Source organism: Sorangium sp. So ce1335, from assembly GCF_051521615.1.
Lineage (GTDB): Bacteria > Myxococcota_A > Polyangia > Polyangiales > Polyangiaceae > Sorangium.
This window is the reverse complement of the sequence record NZ_CP150363.1, coordinates 10,568,934-10,581,857: the sequence shown is the minus strand read 5'-3', so window position 1 is coordinate 10,581,857 and position 12,924 is coordinate 10,568,934. Positions and strand designations below refer to the sequence as shown.

Here is a 12,924-nt window from a genome sequence, read left to right as displayed (position 1 = left end):
CACGGCCGGGGCGCGCGGCGAGCCTCGCCGGCGGGCCTCGTGGATCTCGCGTCAGCGCGCGCCCAGCGCGCGGCCCAGCGCCGCTTCGAACGCGGCGCGATCGCGGTAGATCTCGATCCCGCCGACGGCGATCTTCATGAGCCAGGCGCCCAGGGTCACGATCCTGGCGTCGACGAGCACGTGCTCGGTCACCGACGCGCTCTCCCGTACGGCCCGGAGGTACTCGGTGAGGCGGACGCGAACGACCGAATCATAGCCGGTCACGCCCGTGCAATCGAGGAACTCGTCGATGTGCCCGTGGAGCGCCACGCCCTGCAACGTCGGCTTGACGAGGCTTGCGAGGAGCGGAGCGTCGATGTGCCCCGTCAGCCGGTAGTAGATGACGTGACACGTCGGATAAGAGACCTCGACGCGGCCCCGATCGGATTCATGGCGGACATCGACAGAGAGTGGCGAGCCGAGCATTCGTTCTCCTGCGCCCCGCGCCGACCGGAGGTCCGGGAGATTGACGCCGAGCTCAGGTGACGAGACTACGCGAGGCAAGCCGCGGACGCGAGCGTGATGTGGCGCACGCCGTCCGCGTGGCGGGTCGTCACTCGATGGGCGCGCTGATGCACGGGCCCCGCAGCTCGACGGAGATGCCGCTGGCGGCCGCGACACAGGCGTTGGAGTATGTCTGCCCATCGCAGCCGCACACGGGAAAGAGCTCCTTCGTGCAGGCATCGGGCTTCTCCGCGCAGGTACCGGCCGCGTCCGCGCGGCCGCAGATCGCGTCGGGCGCGTACTTGCAATAGAGCCCGTCGCCGCACAGGCGCGGGCCGCCGAGGGTGAAGCCGCCGCAGCTCTCGCCGAGACCGACGATCGTGGGGCCGCACTCGCCGAGGCTCCTCACCGAGACCCCGGCCATCGCCGCGACGCAGTCGTTGCCGTACGTCCGGCCGTCGCAGCCGCAGACAGGATCGTAGTCCTGCCTGCACGCCTCGGGCACGAGCTCGCACGTGCCGCTCCGATCGTAGGCGCCGCAGCTCGCCTCGGGGGCGAAGTCGCAATACAGCCCTTCCGCGCAGCGGATGCCGGCGATGCCGCCGCACATCGCGCCGGGCTGCGCGCGGGGCGAGCAGGCCCCGCCGTCGCACGTGAGGCGGAGCTCTAGCTCGATGGGGGCCCGCTGCGACAGCATCTGCACGACGTACGCCCCGGTGCCCTGGCTCCTCCACGTCGCGGTGGCCTGCCCCCGCGCGCCGCTGGCCCGCGGGATGTTCCGCAGCCTCCCGTCGGTCGTGACCTCGTGCAGCCTGAAGACGATCGCGGCGTCCCTGCCGCCGGCGATCGCGCGCAGATCGAGCGTGAGCGTCCTGCCCGGATGGCTCGTGAAGTGCGCGTAGGCCGGCTCCCCGCGGTCCACCGCGAAGCGGTTCTCGTGATCGAAGTACGCGGGGACAGCGGCGACGTCGCTCAGCCTGAGCGCGCCCTTGGCTGTCCCCGTCTCCTCTTGATCCGCGAGCTCGACATCGTCGGTCGACGCCGTGCAGCCGGCGAGCGTTACAGCGAGAACAGCACCCAGAACATCCGCCATCTTCATGATCGTGAACACTCCTCATGAGGGGACGTGCCCGGCGCTCCGGGCCTCTCCTCGGAAATGCGAATCGGCTTCGAGATGGACGCCGCGCCGCCGTGAGGCGCGCTGGCTCGGCCCGTCGTCCCGGGCAGGCGGTCGTCAGGACCCGGTGGCGGGCCCGTCGATCGCCGTCCAGGTGAGCAGGCCGATCCGCGCTCGCGGCGCGACGGTCATGCGTCCTGCGTCTCCCTGCGAACTCGCTGTGTCCTCCATGCCGCCGAGCTCTCGCTCGACCTGGGGTTGAAGTGCGTCGATATGTCCACACTCCAGCGCCTCGACGATCGATCTCCTTATTCACCCACGTCGTCAGGTCTCATCGACTCGGCATCTGATGCCATCCGTCTTCTGCCGTCCTGTGTCGACCCTTCCACCGTCCGTGAACGTTTGGAGTCGTCCTGCGTCGTCTGCAATCAGCGTACCTCGCGAGACGAGATGAGCCCGCCCGCCGGCGTCTCCTGAGGCGGCGCGGCGGCGCGGCGCGCGGCGGAGATGGGAATCCGGGTGGGTCCGGGCGGGGCCAGCGGCGAGAAGACGGCGCGCACCTCCTGTTCCCACATCACACGCGGTGATGAGGCGTTCCGCCACACGTCGTCGTTCATCGTACGAGGGCTTGCCGGGCAGCGGGGCAGTTTGCTACGGGGGCGGAGCGCCCGGCGCGACGCGGCGGGCCTGGGCACAGGGAGCGGTGACGGCCCTTGCTTTCGCCGTGCGAGGGCGGCTAAGTCTTTGTCTTCTCGAATGGTCCGTCCCACCGACAAGACCGCGAACAACCGCACCCCGCGGGAGCTGAACCGCTCCCTCGTCCTCGACCTCGTGCAGGAGCACGGCCCGATCTCCCGCACGAACCTCGCGCGGCTGAGCGGGCTGACGAAGCCGACCGTATCGGCCATCATCGAGGAGCTCCTCGAGAGCGGCAGCGTCCGCGATGTCGGGGCCGAGTCGCGCGGCGGGCGCCCGGCGCGGCTCCTGGAGTTCAACGACGACAGCGCGGCCTTCCTCGGGATCGAGCTCGGCGTCGAGCAGACGGCCGTGGCCGTGGCCGACGCGCGCGGCCGGATGCGGGCGCGCCTGGAGCAGCCGGCCGTCCTGCGCGATCCGCACCGAACGGTGCGCGACGTTGTCGAGCTCGTGCCGAAGGTGCTCCAGCTCGCCGGGGTGCCGCGCAAGCGGCTGCGCGGCGCCTGCGCCATCCTGCCCGGTCTCATCGAGCGGCCGAGCGGCGTCTGCGTGCTCGCGCCCAACCTGGGCTGGGAGCGGTTCCCGCTGCGCGCGGAGCTCAGCCGCGCGCTCCGCATGCAGGTGCCCGTGTACAACCTGCCTCAGGCGGCGGCGGTGGCCGAGGGGGAGCTCGGCGCGGCGCGGGGGCATGCGTCGTACGTGTGGCTCTATGTCGGGCTCGGCATCGGCGCGGGGCTCGTCGTCGATGGGCGCCTGTTCTTCGGGATGCAGGGGTACAGCGGCGAGATCGGCCACTGCCGCGTCGCGGAGGACGGCCCGCAGTGCGGCTGCGGCCGCCGCGGCTGTCTCGAGACGTTCACCTCGGTGATGGCGCTCCGGCGCGCCGCCGAGGCCGCGTCGGCGCGCTCGAGCGCGCTCTCCGCGCTCCCCCGGCCGCACTCGGTGTCCGCCGTCGCGAGCGCGGCGCTCGCCGGCGACGAGGGCGCGCGCGCGATCTTTCACCAGGCCGGCGCGCAGCTCGCGCGCGGCATCGGGGTCCTGCTCAACCTGCTCAACCCCCAGCTCGTCGTGCTGGGCGGCGAGCTGCTCGCCGCGCCCGACGTCCTCCTCGCCGGCGTCCGCGAGGAGCTGCCCCGCCACGCGGTCCGCGCCGACACGGTGCCGGTCGTCGCCTCCCCGCTCGGCAGCGAGGCGGGCCTCCTCGGCGCCGTCCTCCTCGCCCGCGAGGGCGCGGTGCGCTCCCTCCGCCTCGTCCCCGACGGCGTGCTGCAGGACAGCGCCCCGTGACGCCCTCCGCGCCCGATCCGAGGCGCGGCGGCCTTTGTCAACCCCCTTACCGAAGCCGCTGGATCCGGTCGTGGCCGGCCCCGGGGCTCGCGCGCGTCGCCGGCCGGTGCTCCGCGAGGAAGAGAGGATTGGAACCACAGAGGCACAGAGGGCACAGAGGAAGAGAATGAATCCTGGCCTCTCCATCCCTCTTCTCTCTGTCTCTCTCTATCTCTAATTCTCTTCCTCTGTGCCCTCTGTGCCTCTGTGGTTTTTATCTCTTCATCCCATCTTCCGGCCACCGGTCACCCCTGCGCCGGCGAGCCGCGCTCTCCGAGCGCCGCGCTGCCCCTCGCAGACGCCGGCCCGGGGGACGTCTCCGCGAAGAGCGGCGCGAACGCGCGGCGATCGCGCCAGGTGAGGGCGCCGAGGAGGCCGAGCAGGACGACCGCGTTGATGCCGGCGCGCGGATCGAGCAGCAGGTGGAACAGGGCGATGTTCACGACGACCGGCCAGAGCAGCGCCAGCGCGAGGGCGCGGCGGCGGCCGACGAGGAGCAGGACCGCGGCGGTGAGCTCCACGGCCTTGACGGCGTAAATGTAGCCGCTGTCGAGCAGCATCCGGGTGAACGGGTGGAGCGGCTCCGGGACAGGCACGACGCGCACGAAGCCGTTGATGCCGCCGAGCAGGACGATGAGGCCGAGGGCGACGCGGATCGCGTCGACAGCGCGAGGGGGCATGGGTCCTCCTTGTTTCAGGGGACCACCATGCGCCCGGACGCGGCCGGCTCTTGTACGAAGTGGCTGCGCGCGAGGGCGCCCGGCGTGCGGCCCAGCGTGGCGGCGACGGCGCGCGCCAGGTGGGCCTGGTCGTGGAAGCCGCCGGCGAGCGCGGCCCGGGCCGGCGCGGCGCCGGCCACGAGCGCCCGGACGGCCGCCATGACGCGCAGGAAGGTCACATAGTCGCGCAGCGGGTGCCCGAACGCGTCGTGGAACAGGTGGGAGAGCCGCGAGCGCGAGAGCCCCTCCGCCGCGGCGAGCGGGCCCAGCGCGGGGCGGACCGGCGCCTGCTCCGCGAGCCGGCGCATCGCGCGCAGCACGCGGCGGTCGATCGGCGGCCGGGCCGGCGCGAACGCGCGGGCGCACGCGGTCATGAAATCGCGCGCGGCCGCGTGGTCGAGCCGGCCGCGGAGCACCTCGCGCGCCGCGGCGCGCGCCCGCTCGGCCTGCGCCCCCTCGAGCGCGAGCACCCGCCCCCGCGCGACCGCCTGCGCGCCCGCGCCGAGCCCGTCGGGCGGCAGAAAGGCCGTGACCGTCGCGCCGGGCGCGCTGACCGCGCCGGCGACGCCGGCCCCGGTGAGCACGGGCGCGCGCACCTCGATCGGCGGCGCGCCCTCGCGCTCGACCGCGAGGGGGCCGTCGACCGGCACGACGAGCTTGACCAGGTGGAGCGCATGGCGGCGCGCCCCCCCGGCGTCCTCGACGACGTGGACGCCGCCCTCGCCGACAAGCGCCGTGTGCTCGCGAGCCGTCACCCCGGAGAGCCAACCACCCCGGCGAGGACGGCGCAAGCGCGCAGCAGCGGTGATCCGCCCGCGAGGACCTGAATCCGAAATGGAACGAGGCGCACGCTGGTAACCCTACGTTGAGCACATGGACCACGTGGACCACATGGAGCCCCATAGAGCCCATAGAACACGTCGAGCTTGTCGAGCTCGTCGGACGCGCCAGGCCGTGAAACGCACGTCCCCCGGAGCCTCGATGTTCTGTTGACGAAAAGTGACGGAAACTGTCGTCAAGGCTGGCAGAGCTGCGCCGGGTCCGGGTAGGATCAGCGCCAGTCGGGAGCGACATCACGGCGGATTGGGGCCGCCGGGGTGTTGGCGCCAAGGCCTCGTGCCGGAGACTGGACGCATGTACAGTTATCTTAAGCATTGCATTATCGGCTCCATAATTCTCACTGCCGTGGCGATTTCTTCGTGCGAACGGCCGAGCCACCTCGGTGGGAGCTGCGAGTCGACGGCCGACTGCGAGTCGGACACCCAGTACGCTCCCGGCACGGAGTGCGCGGATGGGGTGTGCACCTGCGTCCAGGAGGGGCACACCCTCTGCTGCGAGCCCGGGGACACGGCGCCTGACTGCTTCCTCGCCTGCCGGCCGTGCAGCGAGTGCCAGGAAGGCTGGTTCAGCTGCGCGCCGGGGACGGCGGGCACGGCGTGCGACAACGACGCGAAGTGCGCCGGCCCGCCGGACCCTCGCTGCGGCGCCGGGCGGTGCGTCGACAGGGTGTGCCAGGTGGACATCTACCCGGGCCCGCTGCCCTCGCAGGTGCGCGGCGACTGCGCGAGGCTGGAGTGCACGCACGAGGGGGAGGTCGTGTCGAGGCCCGACCCGTCCGACCTCTACAACGATGGCAACCTGTGCACCTCGGATATCTGCTCGGAGGAGAGCAGGCCTGTCAACGTGCCTCTCGACAATGGGGTCAGCCTCTGGGAGCTCTACAAGGTCGATCAGATATGCTACCAGTCCGAGACATTCGACTGCATCGTCGAGGACAACCAGTGCGGGGCTGACCGCATCTGTATCCCGATCGTGGGCGCGCAGCGCGGCGGGGGCTACTGCGCGCCGCGCCACTGCATCAACGCGCGACGCGACCCGGACGAGGCCGACGTCGACTGCGGCGGCATCTGCAGGCGACCTTGCGAGAGCGGAAAGATGTGCACCGTCGCGCTGGACTGCATCTCCGGCGTGTGCCTCGGCAGCCCGGGCACCTGCCAGGGCGCGAGCGAGGTCGACGGCGTGCGGAACGGCTCCGAGACCGGCGTGGACTGCGGCGGCCCGTGGGAGCCCTGCCCGCCCGGCGAGGGGTGCGCGACGGCGGCGGACTGCGAGGCCGGCGTCTGCTGGGCCGGCGTGTGCTCCAAGCCGACGTGCACCGACGGCGTGAAGAACGGCGACGAGCTCGGCGCGGACTGCGGGGGGCGGTGCCCCGCGTGCCCGGGATGAGCCCGCCATCGCTGCAGCGAGCGCGGCAGGGGGAGGCGCGTTGACGCTCCTGCCTGGAAGGGGCATAGGGGGCTCATGCGCAGACTCGTTATCGAAGGAATGACCTGCGGCCACTGCGTCCAGGCGGTCTCGAAGGCGCTCGCGAAGGTGCCCGGCGTCACGCGCGTGGGCGAGGTGAGCCTCGAGCGCGGCGAGGCGGTCGTCGAGGGGAGCGCGACGGCGGAGGCCCTGCTCGCGGCCGTGCGCGACGCCGGCTACGAGGCGCGCGACGCGGGCTGACGTCGCGGTGCCGGAGATCGGCCGCCTTTGCTATGGTGGCGGCCACCATGACGCGAGAACAGATCGAGACGGGTTTTCCGGAGGGGTTCCGCTGGGGCGCCGCGGCGGCATCGTATCAGATCGAGGGCGCCGCGCACGAGGACGGCAAGGGGCCGTCCGTGTGGGACATGTTCTGCCGGAAGCCGGACGCTGTGTGGAACGGCCAGACGGGCGACGTCGCGTGTGACCACTACCACCGGTACGAGGAGGACGTCGCCCTCATGCGCGACATCGGCCTCCGCGCCTACCGACTCAGCACCTCGTGGCCGCGCGTCCTGCCCGAGGGCACGGGCGCCGTCAACGAGCGCGGGCTCGCGTTCTACGATCGTCTCGTGGACGCGCTGCTCGAGGCGGGGGTCGAGCCCCACATCACGCTGTTCCACTGGGACTTCCCGCTCGCGCTCTACCACAAGGGCGGCTGGCTGAACCGCGACAGCGCGGACTGGTTCGCCGAGTACACGAGCGTCATGGTGCGCAAGCTCGGCGATCGCGTGAAGGACTGGATGACGCTCAACGAGCCTCAGGTGTTCGCCGGGGCAGGCCACTACGAGGGGCGCCACGCGCCCGGCGACCGGCTGCGCTTCGCCGAGGTCCTGCGCCTGTGCCACCATGTCCTGCTCGCGCACGGCAAGTCGGTGCAGGCGATCCGCGCGGCGAGCCCCGGCAAGTGCAACGTCTATTATGCGCCGGTCGCGCAGGTGAAGTACCCCGCGAGCTCGTCGCCCGCAGATCTGGAGGCCGCGCGCGCGGCCACGTGGGCGGTGAACGCGCGCACGACGTGGACCAACACGTGGTGGATGGATCCCGTGTTCCTCGGCAGGTACCCCGAGGACGGGCTCCGCCTGTTCGCGAACGAGCTGCCCGAGGTGCGCAGCGGCGACATGGAGATCATCGCGCAGCCCGTCGACTACTGCGGCGTGAACGTCTACTGGGGAGTCCCGGTGCGCGCCGGGGCGAACGGCGCCGCCGAGGTCGTGCCGCACCCGGTCGGACACCCGATCACCGCCTTCGAGTGGTCCGTCACCCCCGAGTGCCTCTACTGGGGGCCCAGGTTCTTCTACGAGCGGTACAAGCGCCCCATCGTGATCACCGAGAACGGCCTGTCCACCCGGGACTGGATCTCGCTCGACGGCAAGGTGCACGACCCCCAGCGCATCGACTTCATGGCGCGCCACCTGATCGAGCTCCGCAGGGCGATCGCCGAGGGCGCGGTCGTGAACGGCTATTTCCACTGGTCGATCATGGACAACTTCGAGTGGGCCCACGGCTACAAGCACCGCTTCGGCCTCGTGTTCGTCGACTACCCGACCGGCAGGCGCGTCCTCAAGGATTCGGCGCACTGGTATCGCGAGGTCATCGCCTCGAACGGCGCGACCCTCGGCAAGTGAGCGGGCGCCTGCGCCGAGCGGCGCGGCAGCGTGGACGCACGGCGCGCGATCGACGGGTTTCTGCTCGTCGTCCTCTGCCGTTCACCACGCCCGCCCGCCTGGGATAGCCTGGCGCCCGTGAAGCACCGCGCGCCATTCAAGGCTGCTCTCGGACCTCTCCTCGCCATCGCCCTCTCCGCCTGTGCGAGCGCGCCTGTCGCGTCGAAGCCAGTCGTGGAGTTCCCGAGCCAGGCCGCGCTGCGGTCGATCGAGGCGAAGCCGGCGGCGCTCCCCGCCCACGCGCTGCCGCAGGAGCGGGAGCTCGACGGGAGCTGGGCGCCGGCGGGGCCGGTGCCCGAGCTGGCCGGCGAGGAGCCGTGGCAGGCGGCGAGCGCGTGGGACCTGGCGTTCAGCGCGGCCATCGGCGAGGCCGAGCGGCCGCCGCGCGTCACGCGGGCGCTGAGCTGCGCCGCGCGCGAGGTGGGGCGCTTCCTCCTCGAGCACGAGGCGCCGCCTCCCCTCGGGCTGCGCCGCTTCATGGCCGCCGCGTGCGGGAGCGCGGCCGGCCTGACGAGGGTCGCCTACTTCGCCGGCGAGGTCCCGGCGACGGCGACGGACGAGGAGGTGCTCGCGCGCTGGGAGAGCCAGTTTCGCGCGCGCGTCGCGGAGGGCCTCAGGGCCGGGGTCGGCGTCGCGGGGTTCTCGTTCGTGCGGATCGCGGACCGCGCGGTGGCGATCGCCGCGTTCGCCTCCCCGGAGGCGGAGATCAGGCCGTTCTCCTCGGTCCCCGACGCGCGGGGCGAGGTGGTCATCGAGGGGCGGTTGACGAGGCCGGCGCACGCGGTGATGGCGTACGTGAACCGCGGGCGCGCCGGCGTGGCGCCATGCGAGACGGATCTCGCCGTCCCGCTCCCGGGATTCCGGGTGATCTGCCGCCCTGATCCGCGCGATCGCAGCGCGTGGATCCAGCTCTCCTACAGGCCGCCCAGGCGCGTGCTCGCGACGCCGTTCGCCCACGTGCTCGCCCGGCGCCCCGGCCTCGCTCCGGTCTACAAGGAAGAGGCGGACGCCGCCTCCCGGCCGAGCTCCCGGCCCGCGGAGAGCGCCGCGGAGTTCACGCGCCTTGTGCTCGAGCAGCTCAACGTCGCGCGCGCCGAGGCGGGGCTCCGCCCTGTCACGCTCGCCGCGCGGGAGTCCGCGACGGCGACGCGGCTCGCGCCGCGCTTCTTCGCGTCGGCGGCCGAGGACACCGAGCGGCCGGACGCGGATCTCATCGCCCTCGGGCTGCTCGCGGGCTGGGAGGTCGAGGGGACGATCCGGGACGGCAACTTCCTCGCGACCTACGCGCCGCGCGAGCTGGACGCGGGCCGCTGGCTCGCCGCCGCGCTGGAGATGCCGACGGGGCGCGCGACGCTCCTCGCGCCCGACATCGAGCAGGTCGCGATCGGACCGCTCGTGACGCGCGAGCCCGACGGGCTCGGCGCGGTGGTCACGAGCTACCGCTTCCACCACGGCAGCGATCACACAACCGACGTGAACCGCCTGCTCACCCGCGTCATCGAGGCGCGCCGGCGGATGGGCCTCGCCCCGCCGAAGCGCCTCGGCGGCATGCCCGAGGTGATGAAGCAGGAGCTCGGCCTCGTGCGCACGGGGGAGTCCGACGCGCGATCGGCGCTCGACGCGGTGCTCGAGCAAGCGTCGCACCGGTTCGGGCGCAACATGCGCGGCTACGTCGTGGAGACGACGTCGCTCGACGCGCTCGAGATCCCGCCCGAGATCCTGCGCCAGCGCGCGCTGCACCTCGACATCGGCGTCGCCCACCACCGCCCGGAGGGCGCGGCCTGGGCGCAGTACGTCGTCGTCATCGTCTTCGCCGACTACAGCGCGAACGAGGTGTAGGGAGCGGCGCGCCGCGGCGTCGCTGGCGACGTCGACGGCGCGCCCCGCGGGCTCAGGAGGCGATCGGCTCCTCGCCGTCCTCCTCGTCGTCGAGCGCTTCTTCGTCGTCCCCGCTCGCCAGGTCGTACCCGTGCGGATCGAAGTCGTCGAACATGGCCTGCAGGCGCTCGGTCAGCGAGTCCCACGTGTCCGGCGGCTCGCCGGCCTGCCGATCGCGCTCCGCGAGGGCGAGCGCGGCGGCCACCGCCGAGGTCAGCGGGCGCGCGTCCTGGAGCACCGCGACCTTCGAGGTGTCGCCGCTGCACGCGTAAGCCAGCAGATAAGCCCGGTAGATATCCTCGTTCGTCTTGTCGCTCATTCCTCTTCCTTCGTCCTTGTCGTCCGGCGCGCCCTCCGGGCCGTGCTCTGGCCTTCCGGGCGCCGCGGACCGGGGGGCGAGCGTAGTCCATCTCGGCGTCCCCGGGGGCCGTGCCTCGCCCGCGATCCCGGGCGTCGGGGGCGCCGGTCGTGGCGCCCGCCGATCCGTGGCGCAGCCGGCCCGTGGCGCCGGCCGGTCAGTGGCGCAGCCGGTCGCGCAGCATGCGGACCGCGCGCTCGATCCCTGCGTGGTGGTGGAAGCAGCACTGCCCGATCCGCGGCTGGCACTGCGACGAGCGGAGCATCTCCAGGAACACGAGCGCGCGCGCGTCCCCCTCGATCGCCGCGCGCTCGAAGAGCGCGTGCTTGCGCCGGCAGGGGGCCTCGCGCAGCTCCACGGCGATGCGCAGCGGGACGCTCGCGCGCTTCAGCACCTCGGGGCGGCGCAGCAGCTCGGCCGCGCGCTTTCCGCCCCGCGTGCCGCCGTAGCCGCTCACCATCTCGTAGGCGATGTCGAGGCCGTCGGGGCCGAGGCGGCTCTCCAGGGCATCGAAGATCGCGTCCGCGCGGCCGTCGGTCCGGTACGCGCTCTTCACCGCGACGGCGGCCGCGGCCGTCATCACGTCGCGCACCGCGAAGGCCGGGCGATCCCCGTCGAGCAGCGCGAGCAGCGCGTCCTCTGCCGCTTCCCACCGCTTCGCCTGGACCGCCTCCACGAGGCGCGCCCTCTCGGCCGGCAGCCCCGCGCCATCGAGCGGCCCAGGACCTGCCGGCGCCGCGGCGGCGTCGGGCGTCGCGCCCGCGTCGAGCGCCTCGGTTGCCGCGAGCGCCGCGACGGCGTCGGCGGCCGCGGCGGCCTCGGGCGCCGCGCTTGCACCGGGCGCCGCGCTTGCATCGGGCGCCTCGCCTGCGGCGACCTCGCTCCCTGCGGCAGGCGCCGTCGCCGCCGCGGTCAGCCCGAGGCTCGCGGCGCCCGAGGCCGGCGCCGCGGAGGGGGCTCGTCGCGGCGTGGCGCTCGACGCGGGCGCGGCGCCCGGCGCCTCCATCGCGGCGGGCGCCTCCCCGCGCTCCGCCCCGGCGACCGCCAGCGCCGACGCGCCCCCCGGCAGGCGCCGGAGGACCAGCGCGCCCGCCGCCGCGCCGACTGCGACCACCGCGCCCACGCCGAGGAGCCACCCCAGCGCGCTCCTTCGCGGCCGCGGGCCCCGCCTCGCCGCCCCGCGCGCCGCCTCCTTGGCCGCCCCGCCGCCCGCGAGCGGCGCGCCTGCCCCGGCGCCCCAGGCGCCTGCCCCGGCGCCCCCGGCGCCCCCCGCGGCTGCCCCGGCGCCCCAGGCGCCTGCCCCGTCGTCCCGCGCCGCCGGCGCCGCGGGCTCGAACCCGCGCAGCGCTCCGCCGAGCGGCGCCCCGACGCCCGAGAGCGGCTCCTTCCACGGCAGCAGGCCGAGCGCCTCGGATCGCGGCACGGCCGCGTCGAGCGCGGCGAGCAGCGCCCGCGCGCTCGCCGGGCGCGCCGCCGGGTCCTTGCGCAAGAGGCGCATCACGAGCGCCTCCAGCTCGCGCGGCGCCTCCACGCCCGGGGCGCGCAGCCGGAGCGGCGGCGGCGCCGTCTCGCACTGATCGCGGAAGAGCTCGACGGGCACGATCGAGTCGAACGGGTGCTTGCCCGCGAGCATCTCGTAGAGGATGAGCCCGAGCGCATACAGATCGGAGCGCTCGTCGACGTGTTCCATGCCCTGCGCCGCCTCCGGCGCCATGTACGCGAGCGTGCCGAAGACCATGCCGCTCAGCGTGATGCGCACGGGCTCGGGCGGCTCCTCGCCGCTGTGCTCCGTCGTCGTGGTCAGGCGCTCCAGCGGGACCTTCGCGAACCCGAAGTCGATGAGCTTCACGGCGTCCGTGCCGTGCTCGACCATGACGTTGCGCGGCTTCAGATCGCGGTGGATGACGCCGCGCTCGTGCGCCGCGGCGAGCGCCGCCGCGATCTGCCGCGCGATCTCGGCGGCGCGCGCGGCGGGCACCGGGCCCTTCTTGACGATGCGGTCGAGCGTCGTGCCGCGGACGTACTCCAGCACGAGGAACCGGGAGCCGTCGGGGAGGGTCCCGAAGTCGGTCGCCGACGCGATGTTCGGGTGCTGGATGTGCGCGCCCGCGATCGCCTCGCGCTCGAAGCGCGCGGTGAGCTCCGGCGAGCCCTGCGCCGCGGGCAGGAGGATCTTCACCGCCAGCCACTTGCGCAGCAGCAGGTGCTCGGCCTTGTAGACCGCGCCCATCCCGCCCGTCGCGACGAGCTCGACGATCCGGTACCGGTCCGAGACGACCTTCCCCACCATCTGGGCCGCAGCGCTCTCCGCGGGCGCGTCGCTCGCGGCGGGCTGCGGATCGCCTGGGGCAGGGGGCGGGGAGACGCTCACGGGCA

Annotated in this window: 11 protein-coding genes; 5 read left to right on the top strand and 6 right to left on the bottom strand. The window is 73.6% G+C overall.

Going from position 1 to position 12,924, the window contains the following annotated elements; translation table 11 throughout:
* Positions 1 to 51: 51 nt before the first annotated feature.
* Both WMF24_RS39570 and WMF24_RS39565 read right to left on the bottom strand, forming a co-directional pair.
* The gene (locus WMF24_RS39570) at positions 52 to 465 is read right to left on the bottom strand and encodes a hypothetical protein (RefSeq protein ID WP_437732638.1); all 414 of its coding nucleotides are present in this window, start codon (positions 463 to 465) and stop codon (positions 52 to 54) included.
* 127 nt (positions 466 to 592) lie between these two features.
* Positions 593 to 1,582 carry a Kazal-type serine protease inhibitor family protein gene (locus WMF24_RS39565; RefSeq protein WP_437732637.1) on the bottom strand — a complete coding sequence of 330 codons (990 nt, stop codon included), beginning with the start codon at positions 1,580 to 1,582 and terminating at the stop codon, positions 593 to 595.
* Positions 1,583 to 2,356: 774 nt separating this feature from the next.
* On the opposite strand from WMF24_RS39565, the gene WMF24_RS39560 reads away from it, so the two are divergent.
* Positions 2,357 to 3,583 carry an ROK family protein gene (locus WMF24_RS39560; RefSeq protein ID WP_437732636.1) on the top strand — a complete coding sequence of 409 codons (1,227 nt, stop codon included), beginning with the start codon at positions 2,357 to 2,359 and terminating at the stop codon, positions 3,581 to 3,583.
* Between the two features lie 284 nt (positions 3,584 to 3,867).
* Here WMF24_RS39560 and WMF24_RS39555 read toward each other — a convergent pair whose 3' ends face one another.
* Complete coding sequence (locus WMF24_RS39555; protein WP_437732635.1) at positions 3,868 to 4,302, bottom strand: membrane spanning transport protein; 435 nt, start codon at positions 4,300 to 4,302, stop codon at positions 3,868 to 3,870.
* Between the two features lie 14 nt (positions 4,303 to 4,316).
* Positions 4,317 to 5,096, bottom strand: a complete 780-nt coding sequence (locus WMF24_RS39550; protein ID WP_437732634.1) for a helix-turn-helix domain-containing protein — start codon at positions 5,094 to 5,096, stop codon at positions 4,317 to 4,319.
* Positions 5,097 to 5,526: 430 nt separating this feature from the next.
* Here WMF24_RS39550 and WMF24_RS39545 point away from each other — a divergent pair, with 430 nt between their 5' ends.
* The 4 genes from WMF24_RS39545 to WMF24_RS39530 all read left to right on the top strand — a co-directional run bounded on the left by WMF24_RS39545 (position 5,527) and on the right by WMF24_RS39530 (position 10,151).
* Positions 5,527 to 6,567, top strand: a complete 1,041-nt coding sequence (locus WMF24_RS39545) for a hypothetical protein (RefSeq protein ID WP_437732633.1) — start codon at positions 5,527 to 5,529, stop codon at positions 6,565 to 6,567.
* 75 nt (positions 6,568 to 6,642) lie between these two features.
* The gene (locus WMF24_RS39540; RefSeq protein ID WP_437732632.1) at positions 6,643 to 6,846 is read left to right on the top strand and encodes a CopZ family metallochaperone; all 204 of its coding nucleotides are present in this window, start codon (positions 6,643 to 6,645) and stop codon (positions 6,844 to 6,846) included.
* A gap of 47 nt (positions 6,847 to 6,893) precedes the next feature.
* On the top strand, positions 6,894 to 8,273 hold the full coding sequence (locus tag WMF24_RS39535) for a GH1 family beta-glucosidase (protein ID WP_437732631.1): 1,380 nt from the start codon (positions 6,894 to 6,896) through the stop codon (positions 8,271 to 8,273).
* 213 nt (positions 8,274 to 8,486) lie between these two features.
* Complete coding sequence (locus tag WMF24_RS39530) at positions 8,487 to 10,151, top strand: hypothetical protein (protein WP_437732630.1); 1,665 nt, start codon at positions 8,487 to 8,489, stop codon at positions 10,149 to 10,151.
* Positions 10,152 to 10,203: 52 nt separating this feature from the next.
* On the opposite strand, the gene WMF24_RS39525 is transcribed toward WMF24_RS39530, so the two are convergent.
* Entirely contained in the window at positions 10,204 to 10,509 is a 306-nt protein-coding gene (locus WMF24_RS39525) for a hypothetical protein (protein WP_437732629.1), read from the bottom strand.
* A 196-nt stretch (positions 10,510 to 10,705) separates the two neighbouring features.
* Complete coding sequence (locus WMF24_RS39520) at positions 10,706 to 12,919, bottom strand: protein kinase domain-containing protein (protein WP_437732628.1); 2,214 nt, start codon at positions 12,917 to 12,919, stop codon at positions 10,706 to 10,708.
* Positions 12,920 to 12,924: the final 5 nt, after the last annotated feature.

Bases quoted from the DNA above. Each gene is read 5' to 3' on its own strand.
- WMF24_RS39570 (WP_437732638.1), bottom strand. From the start codon at position 465: ATGCTCGGCTCGCCACTCTCTGTCGATGTCCGCCATGAATCCGATCGG.
- WMF24_RS39565 (WP_437732637.1), bottom strand. From the start codon at position 1,582: ATGAAGATGGCGGATGTTCTGGGTGCTGTTCTCGCTGTAACGCTCGCC.
- WMF24_RS39560 (WP_437732636.1), top strand. From the start codon at position 2,357: ATGGTCCGTCCCACCGACAAGACCGCGAACAACCGCACCCCGCGGGAG.
- WMF24_RS39555 (WP_437732635.1), bottom strand. From the start codon at position 4,302: ATGCCCCCTCGCGCTGTCGACGCGATCCGCGTCGCCCTCGGCCTCATC.
- WMF24_RS39540 (WP_437732632.1), top strand. From the start codon at position 6,643: ATGCGCAGACTCGTTATCGAAGGAATGACCTGCGGCCACTGCGTCCAG.
- WMF24_RS39535 (WP_437732631.1), top strand. From the start codon at position 6,894: ATGACGCGAGAACAGATCGAGACGGGTTTTCCGGAGGGGTTCCGCTGG.
- WMF24_RS39525 (WP_437732629.1), bottom strand. From the start codon at position 10,509: ATGAGCGACAAGACGAACGAGGATATCTACCGGGCTTATCTGCTGGCT.